This window comes from Halomonas sp. PA16-9 (assembly GCF_009728585.1).
Classification (GTDB): domain Bacteria; phylum Pseudomonadota; class Gammaproteobacteria; order Pseudomonadales; family Halomonadaceae; genus Vreelandella; species Vreelandella titanicae.
On record NZ_CP040451.1, the window covers coordinates 2,852,732 to 2,872,718 of the forward strand.

At 55.7% G+C, this 19,987-nt stretch carries 13 protein-coding genes and 4 pseudogenes; 14 read left to right on the forward strand and 3 right to left on the reverse strand.

The window, feature by feature from the left end; translation table 11 throughout:
* Positions 1-48: 48 nt before the first annotated feature.
* From FDY98_RS13200 to FDY98_RS13240, 9 genes and pseudogenes are all read left to right on the forward strand, one after another.
* A pseudogene (locus tag FDY98_RS13200) lies at positions 49-1,405 on the forward strand (PqiA/YebS family transporter subunit).
* Positions 1,398-3,081, forward strand: a pseudogene (gene pqiB / locus FDY98_RS13205) (intermembrane transport protein PqiB). Before FDY98_RS13200 ends, pqiB begins: the two co-directional pseudogenes overlap by 8 nt.
* 10 nt (positions 3,082-3,091) lie before the next feature.
* Positions 3,092-3,676: a PqiC family protein gene (locus FDY98_RS13210; RefSeq protein ID WP_022523273.1), complete on the forward strand. Its 585-nt coding sequence runs from the start codon at positions 3,092-3,094 to the stop codon at positions 3,674-3,676.
* 133 nt (positions 3,677-3,809) lie between these two features.
* Positions 3,810-4,247, forward strand: coding sequence for a helix-hairpin-helix domain-containing protein (locus FDY98_RS13215; RefSeq protein ID WP_340146552.1), 438 nt, complete (start codon positions 3,810-3,812; stop codon positions 4,245-4,247).
* A gap of 272 nt (positions 4,248-4,519) precedes the next feature.
* Positions 4,520-5,776, forward strand: coding sequence for a DEAD/DEAH box helicase (locus tag FDY98_RS13220; protein WP_009286911.1), 1,257 nt, complete (start codon positions 4,520-4,522; stop codon positions 5,774-5,776).
* 95 nt (positions 5,777-5,871) lie between these two features.
* Complete coding sequence (locus tag FDY98_RS13225; protein WP_027957443.1) at positions 5,872-6,375, forward strand: hypothetical protein; 504 nt, start codon at positions 5,872-5,874, stop codon at positions 6,373-6,375.
* A gap of 8 nt (positions 6,376-6,383) precedes the next feature.
* Positions 6,384-7,592: an MFS transporter gene (locus FDY98_RS13230; RefSeq protein WP_155705899.1), complete on the forward strand. Its 1,209-nt coding sequence runs from the start codon at positions 6,384-6,386 to the stop codon at positions 7,590-7,592.
* 25 nt (positions 7,593-7,617) lie between these two features.
* The gene (locus FDY98_RS13235; protein ID WP_155705901.1) at positions 7,618-8,691 is read left to right on the forward strand and encodes an asparaginase; all 1,074 of its coding nucleotides are present in this window, start codon (positions 7,618-7,620) and stop codon (positions 8,689-8,691) included.
* A gap of 88 nt (positions 8,692-8,779) precedes the next feature.
* Complete coding sequence (locus tag FDY98_RS13240) at positions 8,780-9,019, forward strand: DUF2789 domain-containing protein (RefSeq protein WP_027957446.1); 240 nt, start codon at positions 8,780-8,782, stop codon at positions 9,017-9,019.
* Between the two features lie 37 nt (positions 9,020-9,056).
* Here the strand turns inward: FDY98_RS13240 and FDY98_RS13245 are convergent, their stop codons facing one another.
* Positions 9,057-9,473 carry an SRPBCC family protein gene (locus FDY98_RS13245; protein ID WP_022523267.1) on the reverse strand — a complete coding sequence of 139 codons (417 nt, stop codon included), beginning with the start codon at positions 9,471-9,473 and terminating at the stop codon, positions 9,057-9,059.
* A gap of 221 nt (positions 9,474-9,694) precedes the next feature.
* Here FDY98_RS13245 and queC point away from each other — a divergent pair.
* The 4 genes and pseudogenes from queC to FDY98_RS13265 all read left to right on the forward strand — a co-directional run bounded on the left by queC (position 9,695) and on the right by FDY98_RS13265 (position 12,168).
* Positions 9,695-10,407, forward strand: a pseudogene (queC, locus tag FDY98_RS13250) (7-cyano-7-deazaguanine synthase QueC).
* Positions 10,407-11,063, forward strand: coding sequence for a 7-carboxy-7-deazaguanine synthase (gene queE / locus FDY98_RS13255; protein WP_027957448.1), 657 nt, complete (start codon positions 10,407-10,409; stop codon positions 11,061-11,063). The pseudogene queC and the gene queE overlap by 1 nt, the downstream one beginning before the upstream one ends.
* Positions 11,063-11,914: a 6-carboxytetrahydropterin synthase gene (locus FDY98_RS13260; RefSeq protein WP_027957449.1), complete on the forward strand. Its 852-nt coding sequence runs from the start codon at positions 11,063-11,065 to the stop codon at positions 11,912-11,914. The genes queE and FDY98_RS13260 overlap by 1 nt, the downstream gene beginning before the upstream one ends.
* Positions 11,911-12,168: a YkgJ family cysteine cluster protein gene (locus FDY98_RS13265; RefSeq protein ID WP_022523263.1), complete on the forward strand. Its 258-nt coding sequence runs from the start codon at positions 11,911-11,913 to the stop codon at positions 12,166-12,168. Before FDY98_RS13260 ends, FDY98_RS13265 begins: the two co-directional genes overlap by 4 nt.
* A gap of 21 nt (positions 12,169-12,189) precedes the next feature.
* Here the strand turns inward: FDY98_RS13265 and FDY98_RS13270 are convergent.
* Positions 12,190-16,088: pseudogene (locus tag FDY98_RS13270) on the reverse strand (AAA family ATPase).
* A gap of 27 nt (positions 16,089-16,115) precedes the next feature.
* Positions 16,116-16,799 (reverse strand): tRNA-(ms[2]io[6]A)-hydroxylase, encoded by a 684-nt coding sequence (locus FDY98_RS13275; RefSeq protein ID WP_035537677.1) that lies wholly within the window; start codon positions 16,797-16,799, stop codon positions 16,116-16,118.
* Between the two features lie 547 nt (positions 16,800-17,346).
* Here FDY98_RS13275 and acnB point away from each other — a divergent pair.
* On the forward strand, positions 17,347-19,950 hold the full coding sequence (acnB, locus tag FDY98_RS13280; protein ID WP_009286917.1) for a bifunctional aconitate hydratase 2/2-methylisocitrate dehydratase: 2,604 nt from the start codon (positions 17,347-17,349) through the stop codon (positions 19,948-19,950).
* The last annotated feature ends 37 nt before the right edge of the window (positions 19,951-19,987 follow it).

Here is a 19,987-nt window from a genome sequence, read left to right on the forward strand (position 1 = left end):
TTTGCTAGGGGTTCGCACTGAGAGTTTTGGTTTTTGCGCCCACAAAAATTGATTAAGCGCCGTCCACTGCCCGTCAACGCCCCCCTTGTTGACAGCTTGCCGCCTGAGGTTAGAACTCAGCGACGGCGTTTGCGTGCCTGCCACGAATGCGACTGGGTATCCGCGCTACCGCCGTTAAATTCTGGCGAGAAAGCAAGCTGCCCACGCTGCTCACACGTGTTGGTTAAGCGCCATCGCTACCCCGCTCAGCGCAGTATGGCCCTGGCCATCGCCTCGCTTGTCGCACTAATGCTGGCAGTGTCGTTTCCGTTTATTAGCTTTACGGTCAGCGGAGTAAGCAACCGCATCGAGCTGACCCAGACCGCCACCACACTGATTGGCTTTCACCAACCCGTGGTGGCTATCGCCGTTATTATGACCATAGTGGTGCTGCCAGCCGTGTATTTGCTTGGCGTTCTTTGGCTTCAATTTGGACTACTTCGCGATCGCCCCCTGCCCTTTAGTCGCGATATTGCACGCTCACTGGCGCATTTAACGCCGTGGATGATGGCCGATGTCTTTATTATTGGCGCCTTGGTGAGCCTGATAAAAATAGCGGGCCTGGCCGATGTGGAAATAGGTATCTCCTTCTGGGCGTTTTGTGCATTTGCGCTGCTGTTGCTGATGACAAGCCAGTCCCTGGATGCCGATTGGATGTGGTTCTCGCTTGAGGGAGAACCACTGGCTCCCGAAGGTACCCGGACAGGCCTACCCGCTGGTGAACAAGGGCTGACCGGCTGCCCAACCTGCGGACTGATTAACCGCCTATCGCCCAGGGCCGTGGGCATTGCATTCGCTGCCATGAAAAGCTTCATCAGCGTCTTCCTAACAGCTTGCAACGTACTTGGGCACTGCTGGGCGCCTCTGCCATTATGTATATTCCAGCCATATCTACCCCATTATGACCACTACTAGCCTAGGCAACTCCTCGCCTTCTACGATTATTGGTGGCGTTGTTCAACTGATCCAGATGGGCTCCTGGCCGATCGCAGCGGTTATCTTTATCGCCAGTGTTATCGTACCTGTAGGTAAACTCGTTGCGCTAACTTGGCTTTGTTTGGTGGTTAAACGTAGCAGTGCGCTCAATGCTCAAAGTCGCACGCGGCTGTATCGTCTAACAGAGTTTATTGGTCGCTGGTCAATGGTCGATGTCTTCGTGGTGGCTATCTTAGTGGCACTGATTCGCGCAGGCTCCCTGATGTCGATTACGCCAGGCCCTGCGTCGCTCGCCTTCGGCGCCGTGGTTGTGTTAACCATGCTTGCAGCAATGACCTTTGACCCGCGCTTAATTTGGGATACCCCTCTTCCACATCGTCACCCTCTTCTTCGCCGTAAAGCGGCCACCAAGGAACCTGTTGATGGCTAACGAAACAGAATCGTCAAACACTGACCCGATTAACGATCAGGAGCTAAATAAGGCTAAAACATCGCGCCAGACCAGGTTATCGCCCATTTGGGTGGTACCGATCGTCGCGATTGCTATTGGGTTATGGCTGGTTTACGACAATTACGCTAGTCGTGGAACTCAGGTGACGCTGACCATGGAGAGTGCTGAAGGCATTGAGGCGGGCAATACGCTGATTCGCAGCCGTAATGTTGAAGTAGGCCGCGTACAAAGCGTGCGCCTGTCTGACGACCTTTCCCATGCAGTGCTGACCGCTCGTATTCAGCCGGAAGTGGAGGATCTTCTGCGCGAAGATACCCGCTTTTGGGTGGTTAAACCGCGCATTGGCCGTGAAGGTATTAGTGGGTTGGGTACCGTGCTCTCTGGCGCTTATATACAGCTTGAGCCAGGCACAGAGGAAGCACCACGGCGAGAATTCCCCGTTAGCGATATCCCCCTGTTGCACCCGCTGGCCAAGCGGGACTGCGTCTTAGCTTGACGAGCCAGTTAGGTAACTCACTACGCGTCGGTGACCCGGTCTCCTATCAGGGCTACACAGTGGGACGCATCGAAGAAAATAGTTTCGAGCCTGAGTCACGCACCATGCAACATCAGCTATTTATTGAGGAGCCATATACAGACTTAGTCACCGACAGCACTCGCTTCTGGACCTCTAGTGGTGTCGATTTCCGCTTAGACGCCGACGGCGTTCGGGTTAACGTTGAGTCATTGGAAGCGCTGCTGGGTGGCGGCGTTACTTTCGGCGTGCCCGAAGATCTGCCCATGGGTCAGCCGGTTGAAGCCAACACACGGTTCACTCTCTACGCTGATGAGGATGCCGCTCGGGAAGGAACCTTTAATCGTTATTTGGAGTATGTACTGCTGGTCGATGAAACGGTACGCGGACTCTCCAAAGGCGCACCGGTAGAGTTTCGCGGGGTACGCATGGGCACCGTTGCCGCCGTACCCTGGAACTTTACCGCTCCGCAGCCCGACTCACGGGCACGCTTTGCCATCCCCGTACTGATCAGAGTCGAACCTCAGCGCCTAGGGATCGAAAATAGCGATATTAACCTGGAAGAGTGGAAGGCGAGATTCCAACGCATGTTCGGCCTCGGACTACGCGCCTCGCTAAAAAGTGGCAGCCTGTTAACGGGCGCTCTGTTTGTAGACTTGAACTTCCACCGCGACCTTGCCGATGAGTATGTCGCCGAGCGCTTCTCAGATCGAGATGTCTTCCCCACCGTAGCAGGCGGCTTTGCTCAGATACAGGCCCAGGTAACCGATCTACTTGAGAAACTAAACGCCCTTGAGGTTGAACCGCTGTTAACCGGTTTGGATAGTAACCTTCAAGCTTCTGAGAGCATGCTGAATGAGGTTCGCGACGTGAGCGCCTCTCTTAATCAATTGCTCAATGATCCTGAAACCCAGGCTGTGGGCGGCAACCTCAACGCAACCCTGGAGGAATTGCGCAGCACGCTACAGGGCTATCGCCGTCATCGCCGGCCTATCAAGAGCTGACAACCGCCATTGAGCGACTGGATCGCTTGATGCGTGACCTGCAGCCTTTGACTCGCACGCTCAACGACAATCCCAGAGCACTGTTGTTTGATAATCTGGATGCTCAAGACCCCATACCGCGTGCGCCACGTGATTAAGGAGCGAACGATGTTTACATGGATGAGATATTCACTGCTGCTGATCTGCTTGTTGCTATCCGCCTGCGCCAGCAGTGTCACGCCCCCCGCTCGCTATATGCTGCCAAGCGACCCATTGGCTAGCACACCCCGCCAGCCCGAGGGTACGCTTATAGTGAGCGCACCACGGCTAGCCCACTACCTGGATGTCGACGGCATTGTGATGCAGCTAGACGACATTACACTGAATGCCGCTCGGGAACACCAGTGGGCAGAAGGCTTAGGCAGGCAATTAGAGCGGAGAGTGCGCGCCAATCTATCCAAAGCGTTGCCAACACTTAGGGTTATGCGTGGTGAAGGTGATCAATCCAACGCCCTCACCCTGCGCCTGAACGTAGATCAATTCCAGGGCCGCTTTGATGGTATCGCCGTGGCTAGCGGCCAATGGCAATTGCTAAACGATGCCGGCGAGCTGTTAGAGATGGAAACTTTCTATGCCGAAACGCCTCTTGCAGAAGATGGCTATCCCGCCCTGGTGCGTGCATTAAGTGATAGCTGGGATCAAGCTGCCGAACTTATCGCCACTAAAATACGTCAGGGCGATTATTTTGATTAATCAGTGCTTTTCTAAACTGAGTTTGCTGCACTACGCTTAATGCTAACCCTCTCAGGGATGTCAATATGCCAGCTGAACCAAGCCAGACACGGGTCTGCCCGCTGAACAACTACGCGATGCCATTAACGCCCTAATGCATACCGTAACGGCACTGCTTGAGGGCGAACCGACTCAAGGAGTCCTCGAAACGGCTTTAAATAGCCACGATGCTCTGCGCGATCAGTTAGCAGCCCAGGCTCACGATGCCACAACGCTAGCTGCGCTTCAGCGCATTGAGCAGTTTATTACTATTCAAGCTGGGCACTATTATCAAATGGCTAGCGTCGATTTTGATGAACAGCAAAACAGTCGTTTTCTCACCCTCTTTGCGCGACAACTACTGGGGCTCGACGGCATAGGACCAGCCACGGCCCGCCAACTGTTTCAACTTGGTGTTTTCACCCCTGAGCACTTTTTTACATTAGCCCCCAAGGAAGTGGCCCAGCTTGATTTGCCTGCGGCTACTTTAGCGCGGTTAATCCCACTGCATGCCCAGGCCCCATCGCTGGAACGATTCAGCGAAACAAGCTGAGGCCCTATAACCGTGTTACACTACTCGGCTTATTACTGACACGTAGTTTTCTGGTGTGTCCGTGCACACCAGAATGATAGTGCTGCTTGGCGCTATAACCTTCACGTCTCCTGTCACGGTCATCCACGGCTACCCAACGACCATCGCGGCACACTGAATTATCTGGCACACTTCGCTGCCGCGAAGGTGAATCAACCTCGCTTTTTGAACATTACATCTAGTGATAACAGCCACTTACCGGTATTAACTCACTAGGTGACTGCGGAGAACGCATGAGCTTTTCTGAACTTGGCCTGCACGCCGATTTATTACGCGCTGTTACAGCGCAAGGTTACACCGAGCCTACCCCGATACAACGACAGGCTATCCCCGTCGTACTAGAAGGTCGTGACATGCTGGCCAGCGCCCAAACCGGCACGGGTAAAACCGCTGGTTTTACGCTGCCAATGCTGCAACGTCTAAATACCGGCAAACGACCTACAAAGCGTCAGGTACGTGCACTGGTGCTAACCCCTACCCGTGAGCTTGCCGCTCAAGTAGGCGAAAGCGTGTCGACCTACGGTCAACATCTGGCACTGCGCTCCCACATTATTTTTGGTGGCGTTGGCCAGCAGCCTCAAATCGATGCCCTAAAAGCCGGTTTGGATGTACTTGTAGCTACCCCTGGCCGCCTGCTGGATCTTCACCAGCAGGGGCATGTGGATCTCTCCTGCGTTGAGATTTTAGTGCTTGATGAAGCTGACCGTATGCTGGATATGGGCTTCATTCACGACATTAAGCGCCTGCTGCGCCTGGTGCCTAAAAAGCGCCAAAACCTGCTGTTCTCGGCGACATTCTCTAACGAGATCCAAACCCTGGCACAACAGTTGCTGGATAACCCGGCGATGATTGAGGTAGCGCCACGGAATGCCACAGCCGACAAAATTGAGCAGGCCATTTACCGTGTCGACCGCGAGAAGAAGCGCGAACTGCTGGCTCACTTAATTCAACAGAACGGCTGGTTCCAGGTTCTGGTATTTACGCGCACCAAACATGGCGCTAACCGCCTTGCAGAGCAGCTCTCCAAGCAGGACATTCCTTCCATGGCGATCCATGGAAATAAAAGCCAGGGAGCTCGCACTCGCGCGCTAACGGCATTCAAGAGCGGCGACCTGCAGGTACTCGTGGCCACCGATATCGCTGCTCGCGGCCTGGATATCAATGAGTTGCCCCACGTCGTCAATTTTGACCTGCCCAACGTAGCGGAAGATTATGTCCACCGCATTGGCCGCACCGGCCGTGCGGGCAGCAATGGCGAAGCCGTTTCGTTGGTGTGTGTCGATGAAGATGCCCTGCTGGGCAATATTGAGCGGCTAATCAAGCAGAAGCTAACAAAGCACATTGAACCTGGCTTTGAGCCCGACCCCAGTATCAAACCTGAGCCCATCGAGAATGGTCGACGCAACCAACGTCAGCCTCGCGCCAAACGCAAGCCCGAAGGCCAGAGTGCCAATACCGGCGGCGAGCGTAAACGCCGCGCGCGGCGCTAGCTCAGAGCGCAGGAATATGCGAAGGTGTCGCCTTTGCATATTCCAAGCCGCTGTTTCCAGCAGCTATTTTAGCCAATACTTTTCACGGAGTGATTATGGCGTCTTCTCAACTGATGGCCGAGTATCGCCAATGGCTGACGTTCCAACGTCAAGAGCAGCTCAGCCGCGAACATCAAGGGATCGTGCAGCGTTTAGAGGACGCCCGTGCGTCAGCTAATCAGGTGCTTCAAGCCTACCGCAGTATGGCTGAAAAGGCCTCGATCGAAGGGGCCTGCTACCGCACGATTTTCTTGCGCCAACGGGATGACAACCACGCCCTCCCCTGCGAAGGCTGGCTTTTTGTACGCCGAGTACTGAGCGAAGGCAATAGCACCCGCGTACGTGTCACCCTGCTTGAAACTTTTACCCTTGAAGATGGCATCATGGCGCCAGGCGATAAACCTGCTCGCAAGCTTACTTTAGAAATATTTGACCAGTTGAATATGGATAAAGGCATGCGCACAAACGTCAGGGTCGACTGTCTGGACACTCCCCAGGATTACCACTTTATTACGCTACTCGATGCCGTTCGCGGAGACTTGCGTCCCCACCTTAAGTAAGTACTCGTATGGCAACGCGTCGCTCGATTACGTTTATTTTGCTGATGGTCGTGGTGGGGCTTAATTTACGCCCCGCCATGTCTTCGGTTGCCCCACTGCTTACTCGCCTGCAAGAAAGCGCGGGGCTTTCCGCTACCGCTGCGGGGTTACTCACCACGCTACCCGTGCTGTTTTTAGGCCTCTCCGCCCCGCTTGCCCCTGCCCTGGCTAGACGTATAGGCAGTGAACGGGCGCTAAGTTCGGCATTGGCACTACTGGCTGCGGGGTTGGTTTTACGTGGTTTACCTTTCCCCGGTGGGCTCTTTATTGGCTCGGCGATGGCAGGCTGTGCGATCGGCATTGGCGGCACCCTGCTACCGGCCCTGGTTAAGCGTGAACTTCCCGATAGTGCCGACCTGCTTACCGGTTTATACACCATGGCGCTCTGCTTAGGTGGCGCCTTAGGGGCTGGGTTTAGCGTCCCATTAACGCAACTGCTCGGCAGTTGGCAGGCGAGTTTGATGAGCTGGTCACTGCTGGCGCTGTTCGCACTGGTGCTTTGGCACTTCCAAATGCCCCGAACCACAATGACCAACACGCCGACAGCGCCCAAAAGCGGTATTTTACGGCTTCTTAAGCAACCGCTTACCTGGCACGTCATGCTGTTCATGGGCATTCAATCGTCCATGGCGTACATCGTATTTGGCTGGCTGCCTACTCTGCTGGTTGATCGCGGTTATAACGAGGCCGATGCGGGCTGGACAATGGCGGTGTCGATTATGTGCCAGCTAGCCTCCGCGCTAGGCGCGCCCTGGCTTGCACGAATGGGGCGTGACCAGCGTCCCGCGCTATTGGCTGTGCTGCTTAGCACCGCCATTGGCCTATGGATGCTACTTATTGCGCCATTAGTGTGGCAATGGCCAGGCGCCGCTTTACTGAGTATCGGTCAAGGCGGCAGCTTTAGCCTGGCGCTGAGCCTACTCGTCTTACGCACGGCCAACTCCCGCCTTGCCGGTCAGCTTTCTGGGCTGGTTCAGGGCGGTGGTTATACACTGGCAGCACTTGGGCCTTTTGGTGTGGGAGTTATGCTGCAAACAGGCGCCAACACATCACAAATCGCTTGGTTATTGATTATTCTGATCACGGTTTGTTGTGGCTTTGCGCTACTGGCGGGCCGTAATCAGCGTCTAGATGACCAGAGCGGCGAACTTTTGATACAGCGCGTAAGACCCACTTAGCAGGTTTCGCACAAAGCCCCAGGAGATGGCGATGATCCCTCACTCCCCTCTTGCCAGCAGCGTTCCCGCCCAAGAGCGAATATTAGTCATTTACACCGGCGGCACTATCGGTATGCAACAGCATGCTGAAGGGCTTGCGCCTAGCGGTGACTTTGCCACTCGCATGGCAAAGGCCCTGAGCCAGCTACCGCTTGCCCAACAGCAATCCCTTCCACCTTATAAGGTCGTCAGCTACACCACGTTGATTGACTCAAGTGCGGCCACCCCGCTCACTTGGCAACAGCTCGCCCAGGATATCGACGACCGGCTAACGGCCTTCGCCGGTTTCGTGATTATTCACGGCACTGACACACTCAGCTGGACCGCTTCCAGCCTCGCCTATCAACTCCAGGGGCTAGATCGGCCAGTGGTCGTCACGGGCTCGATGTTGCCACTAGAATCGCCCGACAGCGATTCCTTGCACAATTTGCACGGCGCGCTGCAGTTCGCTGACAAGCCTGAGCTCCAAGAAGTGGCGATTTACTTTGCAGGACAATTGCTGCGGGGCCCGCGCATTAAGCAGCACAGCGAAGCAGCCAACGCCTTCGCAAGCCCCAACTACCCACTGCTCGGTGAGCGGGTAGGCGATGATTTCGTTTATTACCCCAGCCGTGGGCTTGGCCTGCAGCAGCGTGGCGCGCCACGTTTCGAGCTCCCCGACTACCGCCAGGTCAATCAGGGAGAGATCGTGCGCATCGCTCTTTGGCCGGGCGTAGCAGCCTGGCAGCTGGATGCTTGGTTGAGTGATTCACGGGTAAAAGGGGCGTTACTTCAGCTCTGGGGCGCGGGTAACCTCCCCGACGATCCCCACTTGCTTAACGTACTTGCCAGAGCCACCGGCGAAGGCAAACTGCTTGCCGCCATTAGCCAGTGCCCGCAGGGCAGTGTCCACCTGGGTGCTTATGCGGCAGGTCACGGCCTGAGCGATGCAGGCGTTGTGGCAGGCGATGATATGACGCCGGAGGCGGCGTTCACCAAGCTAGCCCATTTACTGGCCCAGCCACTCGCGTTAGAAGATCAACGACAGCGCTTTTTAACACCACTGGTTGGCGAACGTTGATCAAACAAAGGCTTTTGTGTGCTGGCGCAGACTGAGAATCAAGCTATGTTATAGGGAGCATTCTAACCGTTTGAAGGAGCAACAGATTATGGAAAAGCCGGTACACCATTTCAGTGAACTATTCGAGCAGTTGGGATTGGCATCTGATGCAGCTTCAATCGAGCGCTTTATCCAGCGCAACGCCCCACTTCCGGAAACGATGCCATTGTCTGAAGCTCCCTGCTGGAACGAGGGCCAGGCAGAATTTCTGAAAGAAGCCGTAGATGACGATGCCGACTGGGCAGAGGTCGTTGACCACCTTGACGCCTCAATGCATAAACCACAATAAGTCGGTGGCCTGATCACCAATGCGCTGCTAAGCGGCGCTACTGATTTAAACGTGCCTCAACGCGCTCAAGAATTTGTCGGCTGACTTTGCCGACTAGTGGCTTGGCCGCTTTGTTGACGGCTTTCTCCATTAAGCGGTTGCGAATTTCATAGCTCAACGTTAATGCCACTTCGGTACCTTCTGGCACCTCGCGAAGGCGATAACGTCCCTGGTTCTTCACACCATCCAAGGACTCCCAGGCAAGCACATAAGGCGGCTGAACCTCGGTAACCATGACATCAAACGCCCAGTCCATGCCCACGGCACGTACGTGCCAGCGGTAACGGTTTTCGCCCAGCGTTTCTATTGAGCGAATCAGATCCGAGTAATCGGCAAAATCCTCGACACGACGCAATAGTTCAAACACTCGTTCGGGCGGAGCGTTAATGATTTCACTATGTTCAATAGTTGCCATTGGTTCGCCTCTAACGACATGGATGGATAGCGTAGCATGTTGATATTCATGCTGCCCGCCTACGCACTTTTTTACTTCAATCAGGTACATGGTCAGCGCTAGAACTGGTCAGACTAACGGCTATTGCGTAAACTGCCGCCCTTCCGGACCGGACCCCGGAACGCCGCGTCAGCTAAACGCTGCTCGCGATTAATAAATTCTCCGACAAAGAGTGTTTTCTCATGTCATCAATACCCCCAGTGGCGGCTGATACAGCCACCACAACCGTCGTTATCTATTCCGGTGGAATGGACTCTTTTACCGTGCTTCATCGCGCGCTGCGAGAAGGGCTTAGCGTACACGCGCTTTCGTTTGACTATGGTCAGCGGCATGCCCGCGAACTCGACACTGCACGCCAAGTGTGCGCCTCGCTGGGGCTACCCATCAAGTAGTCGATATTCGCGCCATACACGGCCTGATTGATAATTCGGCGCTCACCAATCCAGACCAAGCAATGCCCCAGGGCGACTATGATGCGGACAACCTGCGCGCTACCGTCGTACCCAATCGCAATATGATTTTGCTCTCCCTGGCGATTGCCAAGGCTGTGAACATTGGCGCAGAACGAGTCGACTACGGTGCCCATGGCGGCGACCACATTCTCTACCCCGACTGCCGCCCCGAGTTCGTCGAGGCAATGAACCATGTCGCGGGCATCGCCAACTTCGAGCCAGTGAAGCTACACGCCCCTTATCTCAAAGTAAGCAAGGCCGACATACTGCGTGAAGGCCTGGCAATGGGATTGGATTACCGCCATACCTGGACCTGCTACGAAGGCCGTGAACTTGCCTGCGGCGTATGCGGCAGCTGCCGCGAGCGGCTGGACGCCTTTGCCGCCAACGGTGTTACCGATCCATTGGCTTACAGCGTAGACAGCGCAGTAGGTCAGCGCTGATGTATCAGGTCAAAGAAGCCTTTTACACCCTCCAGGGGGAAGGTGCCCAAGCGGGCAGAGCGAGCGTTTTCTGTCGTTTCAGTGGCTGCAATCTGTGGTCGGGCCGTGAAATTGATCGGGCGACGGCTAAATGCACCTTTTGCGATACTGACTTTATTGGCACTAACGGCATCAATGGCGGCAAGTTTGCCACTGCCACCGCCCTCGCTGAACACATTGCCGGACTCTGGCCCAGCCAACTCGGTGACGCCAAGTCGCATGCGACGCCCTATGTGGTGTTTACCGGCGGCGAGCCACTGCTGCAGCTTGACGCAGCGCTGATTGCCACACTGCATAGCCATGGGTTTGAGGTGGCCGTCGAGACCAACGGTACGCTGGCTCCGCCACCAGGTATTGACTGGCTATGTGTCAGCCCTAAGGGTAGCAATCCGCTAGCCATTACCCAAGGCGACGAGTTAAAGCTTGTCTACCCTCAGGTGGACGCTCCCCCGGAGCAGTTTTCAGGCCTAGGGTTTCGCCACTTCTTTCTACAGCCGATGGATCTTACCCCTCTCAATCAGGATAAGACCACCGTGGCTGAAGCGACCGCCTACTGCATGGCTAACCCCCAGTGGCGCCTATCGCTACAAATGCACAAATTAGCAGGTTTTGATTAATGTCCCTATTCGTAAACCAACTGACCCATATTGACGTTTCCCTTTGGTGTTCCGAGCGCGGCTTAGTGGGCTGTAGCTGGCAGGTGGACGCAGTGCTGGATGGCGAGCTGGGCGAAGATGGCATGCTGTTCGATTTTGGGGAAGTCAAGCCGTGGATCAAGCGCACGCTAGACAGCGGCCTCGATCATACTCTGCTGGTACCTACTCAGGCGCCTGGGGTCACGGTGACGGGATGCCCCGAAGGTGTGTGCGTGCGAACCACCACGCCCTATCCGATGGAAGTGCGCGGCCCCAAGGAGGCGTTTAGCCTGCTGCCGTGGCAAACCATTGAGCTTGACACGGTCGCGGAGCACTTAAGTCAGCAGCTGACTGAAGAACGGCCTGAGAATGTCCATCAGGTTACCCTTACGCTTAGCGACGAGGCCATAGATGGCGCTGCCTATGGCTACTCGCACGGCCTGAAGCGCCATTTAGGCAACTGCCAGCGTATCGCTCACGGCCACCGTTCACGGCTACACATCTTTCAGCAAGAGCTGCGTCAACCTACGCTCGAACAACAGTGGGCCGCATGGCTGGAAAATCGCTACCTGCTTGAAGAGGCGGATATCACCTCACGGGATAACGATTTCCTTACCTGCGGCTATCGCGCCGCCCAAGGTGATTTCTCCATTACGCTGCCACAGTCGCTATGCGCAGTCCTCCCCGGCCCCACTACGGTAGAAAATATCGCCGCCTGGCTGGCAAAAGAGGTTGCCACGCAAAGCGGCGTAACCACGCGTATCCAGGCCTTTGAGGGCATCAACAAGGGCGCGATTGCCGTATGTTCACCTAGTCCAAGTGCTAGGCTATGAGTGAAGGGTGTCGTGCGGGGTGTGGCGCCTGCTGCATCGCGCCTTCAATTAGCTCAGCTATCCCCGGCATGCCTGAGGGCAAGCCGGCGGGCGTTCGCTGCGTGCAGTTAGACGAGGATAACCTGTGCCGTTTGTTCGGGGATCCGAGCCGCCCCAGGGTCTGCGAGCGGTTTAACTTTGACGCTAGTGTGTGCGGCGAGAACCGGGAAGAGGCGCTCGCCACGTTGACGTGGCTGGAGCAGGACACCCGTTAAAGAGCACTCTGCTTTAGCTTATCAACCTTCAGCGCCTACCGGCCGAGGCAAACGGCGATCCAACAAGCTGATCCAACGGGTTAGCACCGGCGCATCGCTGTGGCTAACTTCGCTCAATAGCTGCCTAAAACTCTCTTTCGCCTGCTGGTCGTTGGGCTCAATACGCGTCAGCCATAGTTCAAGGGCCGCTAGCTCCTGGTGGCGATTGCCGTGCTCGCGGGACTGGTTTATCGCCATCTCAGCCAATGCCTTGACTTCATTGGCGGGGTGTCCAAGCAGATCACGCACTTTAGCCAGTTGGGTGGCTAATTCGGGCAAAAATAGCGTGGTACGCTCACGGGCAATCACCAAGCACTGATCGAGGTACTCCTCTGCGGCATTTAACTCGCCTAGTTCAATGCAGGCATCCGAGTACCACAGCACCGGCCTCTGGTAGCGGTCACGGCCGTTCAGCTCCGCCATCTGATCCAGGCTCTCGCGTAACTGAGTCAACCCGGTAGTATCACCTGCCAAAGCTCGTTGCCAACCAAGAATACACTGGCTGGATATTTGCCACAGCTGTAAATCGGGCGTTCCGGTCATTGCCGCCGCCCGCTCCGCATGCCGCGCGGCCAAATGGACGTGGCCTAGCTGACGATAGAGCGCAGCGGCAAATAGCAGCGCCAGCGCCAAGGTACCGGGGTGAGCAATCTTCTCCGCCAGCCGAATCGCCGCCGAAACTTGCCGCTCGGCACGCTGATAATCACCACGCAGGCAGAGCGCCCAGCCCTGAAAGCAGGCGGCTGAAACTTGTGGATGATCAGAGAACGGTAGCCACTCGATCATCATTTGCGCATTGAGCGGATCGATTTCATCTAAATGGTCGTGAGCCTGCTGAATGCGACCCGCCCAGTACTCACAGTTGGCCCGGGCATAATCGGCCAACCGACGATAGCGAGGGTCTTCAAGGCGTGAAGCAAGATCAGCGAGCGTCGACGCCAGTGCAAAGGCATCGGCATGAGCATAGCGCTGGCTACGCCCCACCCAAAGCCCCCATTTGACTAGGAATATCTGCTCAAGATCTTCTGGATCCTCCAATCTATCGGTACCCGATTCGCGCAGCAGTTCCCTCGCACGCACAAAGCTTTCGTGAGCGGTAGGCGAGCCGTGGCCCTCAAGTGAGAACGCCGCCTGACCACGCACGGTGAGCAGACTTACTTCACGCTCAATCTCATGCTCAACGTGGCGCAAGCTCGCCAAACCGAAATCGGCCATGCGTAGCGCGGTTCGGTTGGCGCTCACCTTGAGCGCTTCACGGGCGGCCAATTCGAAATAGCGTGCACCACGGGCATAATGACCGCTCCGGCGCAGGTGAGTGGCAAAATCGCCGGGGTGGCGACTAATCCAGACAGGGAAGCGCTCCTCTATTAGGGTCACTACCTGTTGGTGCAGCTTGACCCGCACATCCCGCGGGCAAGAAAGGTAGGCAGCTTCTTGCAGCAACTGGTGGCTAAACTGATATTCGTGCTCGCCGCTCTCTTTATCGACCGGCTCGACAATCTCCAGCGCCCGCATATGTTCGAGCGCCTGGTTAAGTCGCCCTTTTTCCCAGCCGCTACACTCCAGTAGGAAATCCAACCGGAAACGCTTACCCAGCACTGCCGCTACGTGGGCAATTTCGCGGTCACCCTCAAGCTGATCAATACGGCTTGCCAGCAACCCTAACAATCCTTTGGGCAGTTCATCGAACTGGACACTACGCCCTTCGCGACGATCCATATCCAGACGCCGACAAATTTCCTGCATATAGAGCGGCACGCCATCGCAGCGCTCAATAATCTGGTTACGTAACCGTGGGCTCAAATGAATGCGGTAGCGCCGTGACAGCTGTGACAATAGCCGTGAAGACTGCTGCGGATCCAGATTCCCCAAACTAATCTGCTGATCCCAATGCAGCTTCACCGGCAGCAGTTCTCGGCCGTGGTGGCTAGCCACCAACATAAAGGCGGTATTGATAGGTAAACGTGCCTGCAGCCCCGCGAGCACTTTAAACGACGGCTCATCAAGCCACTGTAAATCATCGACCATCAGCACCAGGGTATGAGTGGTCGCCTGGCGCTCGATTAAGCGGTGCAGCAACATCACCACCAATTCAACGGCTTCACCGCTTTGGGCAAGCTGGGTGATCTCCTGAACTTCGTGCACCCCAAGCGCCTCTTCCAACAGGTGCTGACGCTCGGGCGTAAGCTGGTCAAACTCAAGCGTTGCCTGTAGCTCGTGAATCGCCTCGATAGTCAGCGGTTGCTTGAGATACCAGCCCACCAGAGTCCGGGCAACGCCGTAGGGATCTAGCACCGACAGCCTCGTGGTGGGCTGCCAGCAAATTGCCGCATCGCGACTAAGTTCTAACTGGCGGAAACCGACCATCAGCGCCGATTTTCCCATGCCAGATGCCCCGCGAACTAACACGCTTTGACGCAAACCTATACCTGCCCGCGCCAACGCGTCGCGCAGCGTACGCAGCGAGGTTTCACGCCCGACCAGGCTAGGCGGCAGTGCATCGCGACCGCCTTCGTTTAGGCCCAGCACTAAAGCGCGCAGTCGAACGCGACCGTCGCTAGCCACCAAACGCGATACCAAGCGTGGCTGTAGATCAAGCGCGGGCGGCATGTGCTGACTGGCTTCTTGTGAGATAACCAGCTCACTGCCTTCAGCTGCGCTCATTAGCTCCAGCGAGGTTTGGGTGACTTGCCCCAGCGGATCCGCCAATTGCCGCTCGGGCAAGTAGACGACTTGCCCACTGTGCAAACCAGCAGCTAACTCAAATTGCGGCACTTCGCCTTCGCCAGACCAATGGCGAGCACTCTCCTGGGGAAGCGCCTGACGGCAGTGCTCATAGAGCGCCACTAACTCAGCCAGTTGGTGAGCAGGCCCATGGGTACCGAAACACGCCAGCCCCAAGCCGCCAGTGGCGCCAGGCAGCCAGAAGCCGCCCAAGTGATGGCACTGCTGCTCTAGCCATCGCAACAGCTCTAACTGCAGAGTGAGGCAATGTCGGGTCGCGGCTCGGTCTTGCCACTCCCCTTTCAGGCGCAGCCGGATAGCCATCACGGAAAGTTGGCGCAGCTCAATCTCATCTTCACGCAGCGGTTTACTGTCTGCCGCCAGCGCGCGGGAAAACGCGCCCTGGGGACTCATCATGCGCGGGTCATGGTGGCCGTCAGACCAGTAGCTTGCCAACTGTAAGAAGCTAGGTTCAGGCTGCTGGCCTGACAACGCCAATAGCTGCAAGTAGCTATTATACTGCTCGTGCGCGGCGGCCATTTGATTCTGTTCAGCCAGTTGGCGAACCAAGCGCTCATGAAACGGGCCATAGCCGGAAAAGCGACTCACCAGTGTTTCCAGGATCAGATCAGGCACATCGGTATGTGCTTCGAGTACTTGTTCAGCAAAACGAATGACGCGCTGGCGCCACTCATTGCGCACCTGGACTAACCAGCGCTGAAACTCACTACAGGTGGCCAATTGAAGTTCTTCGATCAGGTCACCTTGGTAACAGGTCATCAGTGCTTCCAGGGTATCCAAGTCGCGCGGCCCTTCAAGCAGCTGTTGCAGTGTATGCAGGTCGACTTTCCAATTGGCCGGAAGCTGGAAGGCAATCGTTTGCCGGGAGACGCTTAATACTTGGTCGGCGCTCTCCCCAACGACTGGCGTAAACAGTGCAGCGCGTGACGCAGGTTAGTTCTGCCTGAGGATAACCCTTGGTCAGGCCACAGCAGTTCCGCCAGCGCGGCGCGATTAACCGGCTGACGATGCAGCAGCAGATAAACGAGCAGCGCCTTCACTTTGTCGTAGCTAAAGTGGGTTAATACGTCTTCGCCCTGGGTAAGCGAAAAGTGACCAAAGAGAGTTAACTGGTCTGTCTCACGAGCATCGCGCATGATAAACATCCTGCCGGGCTAAGCGGGTTAAGCTGGCACACCGCTATGGAAACGAAAAGCCGTATCGGGCGTAGTAATCAGCTCCGCTTCACGCGCTACAAAAAAAGCGATCCGCTCATCAATAGAGCCCGATGTCTGCTGGCGAGCCAGTAATAGGTAGTCCTCAAAGTGACGGCCTTCTGACTTCACCAGGGTGCGATAAAACTTGGCGAGCTCTTCATCTAAATACGGAATCAAGCAAGCGAATCGTTCGCAGCTACGCGCTTCGATAAGGGCGCCAATGATGAGCACATCGATTAACCGTTCGGGATCATTGCTGCGCAGGTGTCGCCTAAGGCCTTCCGCGTAGCGTGAAGCGGTCAAGTGTTGGTAGGTCACCCCACGCGTCTCCATGAGCGCAACCACTTGCTCGAAATGGAGCAACTCTTCGCGCGCCAATTGCGACATTTTGCTTATCAGAAGTGGCTGATCAACGTAGCGATAGAGCAAACTCATGGCGGTGGAAGCGGCTTTTTTTTCACACTGAGCGTGGTCGACCAGCAGCGTTTCAGGATTCTCTAACGCCCATTGCAGCCACGCCTCAGGTGTTGCACAGGCCAAAAACTGGTGCAAACTTTCCGGCAGCAGATCATCCGCTTTCACCGCATGATCTGCCGTTTGTAAGGCATTCTTTTGTTTAGAGGGCGGAAGTGTACCGGGTTGTATCAACATAACACCATTACCGAGCTTATATCTCACTATTGTACAACATATAAGCGCGCAAGGCGCTTACAGTTCCCTGTTGAATTGCGTTCTTCATACCCTGAATCGCTTATTACTAATGTAGTTGCGCGCTTAAAAATGCTCCACACACTTTTAATCAGCTCGCTTACGTAAGTACCACAGCAGTTAGATAGCACTAAGGTCATAAAGTGAGGACTATGGTAACGCGCTGTAAAGACAATCACACCTGCACAACCTGTGGTTAGCCCGTAAATGGGGAAAAAACTTTCCTGTTTTTACGCCAATAGGCTAATAAAAAGCGTTTTTTGATCCGTTTAAATCAAGGTATCAACATAAAGTACAAGAGTCGTCTTTGCTTGCCAGCTTAACATTGTCGACAGTTTGCCGTAGAATCGCAGCCATCCAACCACACGCTGTTTGTCAAGCGTATGTCATATGTGATCGGCTCCACTCTACACCCACTGCGCGGCCACCACCGTGCACCGTGCAGGCCATCACCATAAAGTAAATGAAACGTGAATGAGAGGGCCCCAACGTGCTTGAAGCTTACCGCCAACATGTCGAGGAACGTGCAGCTGAGGGCGTCCCGCCCAAACCCCTAAACGCCGAACAAGTAGCCTTACTGGTTGAGCTGCTGAAGACGCCACCGGCCGGTGAAGAGGAGTTTATCCTCGACTTAATCACCAACCGCGTTCCGCCGGGCGTTGACGAGGCAGCTTATGTAAAAGCAGGCTTTCTTACCGCCATTGCGAAAGGTGAAGCGAGCTCTCCGCTGATCGACAAGATTCACGCCGTCAAGCTACTGGGTACCATGCAGGGTGGCTACAACATCGTTTCAATGGTAGAGCTACTCGATAACGAGGAGCTTGCCCGAGAAGCAGGCGAGCAGCTCAAGCACACACTGCTGATGTTTGACGCCTTCCATGATGTGGAAAGCCGCGCCAAGAACGGCAACAGCGTCGCTAAAGAGGTTATTCAGTCCTGGGCAGACGCCGAGTGGTTCCTGTCTAAGCCGGCACTGGCTGAAAAAATCACCTTGAGCGTGTTTAAAGTCCCGGGCGAAACCAATACCGATGACCTGTCTCCCGCGCCGGATGCCTGGTCACGTCCGGATATTCCGCTCCATGCCAACGCCATGCTCAAAAACGAGCGCGACGGCATTGAGCCAGTGGTTCCAGGTACCACTGGCCCGCTCAAGCAGATCGAAGACGTTAAAGCCAAAGGCTTTCCCGTCGTTTATGTAGGCGACGTGGTCGGCACCGGCTCATCGCGTAAGTCAGCCACTAACTCGGTACTGTGGTTCTTCGGCGACGATATCCCCTACGCTCCTAACAAGCGCGCTGGCGGTTTCTGCTTTGGTAGTAAAATTGCGCCTATTTTCTTTAACACCATGGAAGATTCGGGCGCCTTGCCGATTGAGATGGACGTCACCAACCTGAATATGGGCGATGTCATCGATGTTTACCCCTACGCAGGTAAAGTGTGCAAGCACGATAGCGACGAGGTAATCACCACCTTCGAGCTTAAAACGCAGCTGATTCTGGATGAAGTACGCGCTGGCGGCCGTATTCCCCTGATCATTGGCCGTGGTTTGACTGGCAAGGCGCGTGAGTCACTGGGCCTGCCCACCTCTGACGTTTTCCGCCTACCTGACCAGCCTAAAGATACCAGCAAAGGCTTCACCTTAGCGCAGAAAATGGTCGGTAAAGCGTGCGGTTTAGAGGGCGTTCGTCCCGGCATGTACTGCGAGCCCAAGATGACTACCGTTGGCTCGCAAGACACCACCGGCCCGATGACCCGTGATGAGCTGAAAGACCTTGCCTGCCTGGGCTTCCAAGCCGACCTAGTCATGCAGTCGTTCTGCCACACCGCGGCTTATCCGAAGCCCGTAGATGTGGATACTCACCACACCCTGCCCGACTTCATCATGAACCGTGGCGGCGTTTCGCTGCGCCCCGGTGACGGTATCATCCACAGCTGGCTCAACCGCATGCTGCTGCCTGATACGGTGGGCACCGGCGGTGACTCGCACACCCGTTTCCCGCTCGGCATCTCATTCCCGGCGGGTTCAGGCCTGGTAGCGTTTGCCGCGGCCACCGGCGTTATGCCGCTGGATATGCCGGAGTCGGTACTGGTTCGCTTCAAGGGCAAGCGCCAGCCTGGTGTTACGCTACGCGATTTGGTTCACGCTATTCCGCTCTACGCCATCAAGCAAGGCTTGCTGACCGTTGATAAATCCAACAAGAAAAATGCCTTCTCCGGGCGTGTGTTGGAAATCGAAGGACTTGAAGATTTAACCGTTGAGCAAGCCTTCGAGCTTTCTGATGCATCCGCCGAGCGCTCCGCCGCTGGCTGTACCATTACGCTGTCTGAAGAGAGCGTTGCCGAGTACTTGAAGTCCAACATCACCCTGTTGAAGTGGATGATGGGCAACGGTTATGGCGATGAACGCACCATTAGCCGTCGTATTGAAGGCATGGAAGCGTGGCTGGCCAACCCCAGCTTGATGCGTGCCGACCAGGATGCCGAGTACACCGAAGTTATCGAAATTGATCTGGCTGAAATTAAAGAGCCGGTTCTTTGTGCACCGAATGACCCGGACGATGCGCGCCTGCTGTCTGAAGTCGCTGGCCAGAAAATCGACGAAGTCTTTATCGGTTCATGCATGACCAACATCGGCCACTTCCGGGCTGCTGGCAAACTGCTTGAGAAGCAGCCTGCCGGTAGCTTAAAAACCCGGCTGTGGCTGGCACCACCGACGAAAATGGATCAGCATCAGCTGACCGAAGAGGGCTACTACGGTATTTATGGCCGTGCCGGTGCCCGTATGGAGATGCCGGGTTGTTCATTGTGTATGGGTAACCAGGCCCGCGTTGCCGCTAAGAGCACCGTGGTGTCTACGTCTACACGTAACTTCCCGAACCGTTTGGGTGACGGTGCCAATGTGTACCTCGCCTCTGCGGAACTGGCGGCCGTTGCCGCAGTAGAAGGACGCCTACCCAGCGTTGAAGAGTATCAACGCTATATGGGTGAGTTTGACGCTATGGCGGGCGAGATTTATCGTTATATGAACTTTCACGAGATTGAGGAGTATCAAAAGATAGCCTCAAACGTGATTCCGGTCGCTCAAGAAGCCTAACGCTTGTTAAGCACTTGAGATAGACCGCCCCATCGCC

Bases quoted from the DNA above. Each gene is read 5' to 3' on its own strand.
- FDY98_RS13260 (WP_027957449.1), top strand. From the start codon at position 11,063: ATGTCCCTATTCGTAAACCAACTGACCCATATTGACGTTTCCCTTTGG.
- FDY98_RS13220 (WP_009286911.1), top strand. From the start codon at position 4,520: ATGAGCTTTTCTGAACTTGGCCTGCACGCCGATTTATTACGCGCTGTT.
- FDY98_RS13210 (WP_022523273.1), top strand. From the start codon at position 3,092: ATGTTTACATGGATGAGATATTCACTGCTGCTGATCTGCTTGTTGCTA.
- FDY98_RS13265 (WP_022523263.1), top strand. From the start codon at position 11,911: ATGAGTGAAGGGTGTCGTGCGGGGTGTGGCGCCTGCTGCATCGCGCCT.
- FDY98_RS13275 (WP_035537677.1), bottom strand. From the start codon at position 16,799: ATGTTGATACAACCCGGTACACTTCCGCCCTCTAAACAAAAGAATGCC.
- FDY98_RS13240 (WP_027957446.1), top strand. From the start codon at position 8,780: ATGGAAAAGCCGGTACACCATTTCAGTGAACTATTCGAGCAGTTGGGA.
- queE (WP_027957448.1), top strand. From the start codon at position 10,407: ATGTATCAGGTCAAAGAAGCCTTTTACACCCTCCAGGGGGAAGGTGCC.
- FDY98_RS13225 (WP_027957443.1), top strand. From the start codon at position 5,872: ATGGCGTCTTCTCAACTGATGGCCGAGTATCGCCAATGGCTGACGTTC.
- FDY98_RS13230 (WP_155705899.1), top strand. From the start codon at position 6,384: ATGGCAACGCGTCGCTCGATTACGTTTATTTTGCTGATGGTCGTGGTG.
- FDY98_RS13215 (WP_340146552.1), top strand. From the start codon at position 3,810: ATGCATACCGTAACGGCACTGCTTGAGGGCGAACCGACTCAAGGAGTC.
- FDY98_RS13235 (WP_155705901.1), top strand. From the start codon at position 7,618: ATGGCGATGATCCCTCACTCCCCTCTTGCCAGCAGCGTTCCCGCCCAA.
- FDY98_RS13245 (WP_022523267.1), bottom strand. From the start codon at position 9,473: ATGGCAACTATTGAACATAGTGAAATCATTAACGCTCCGCCCGAACGA.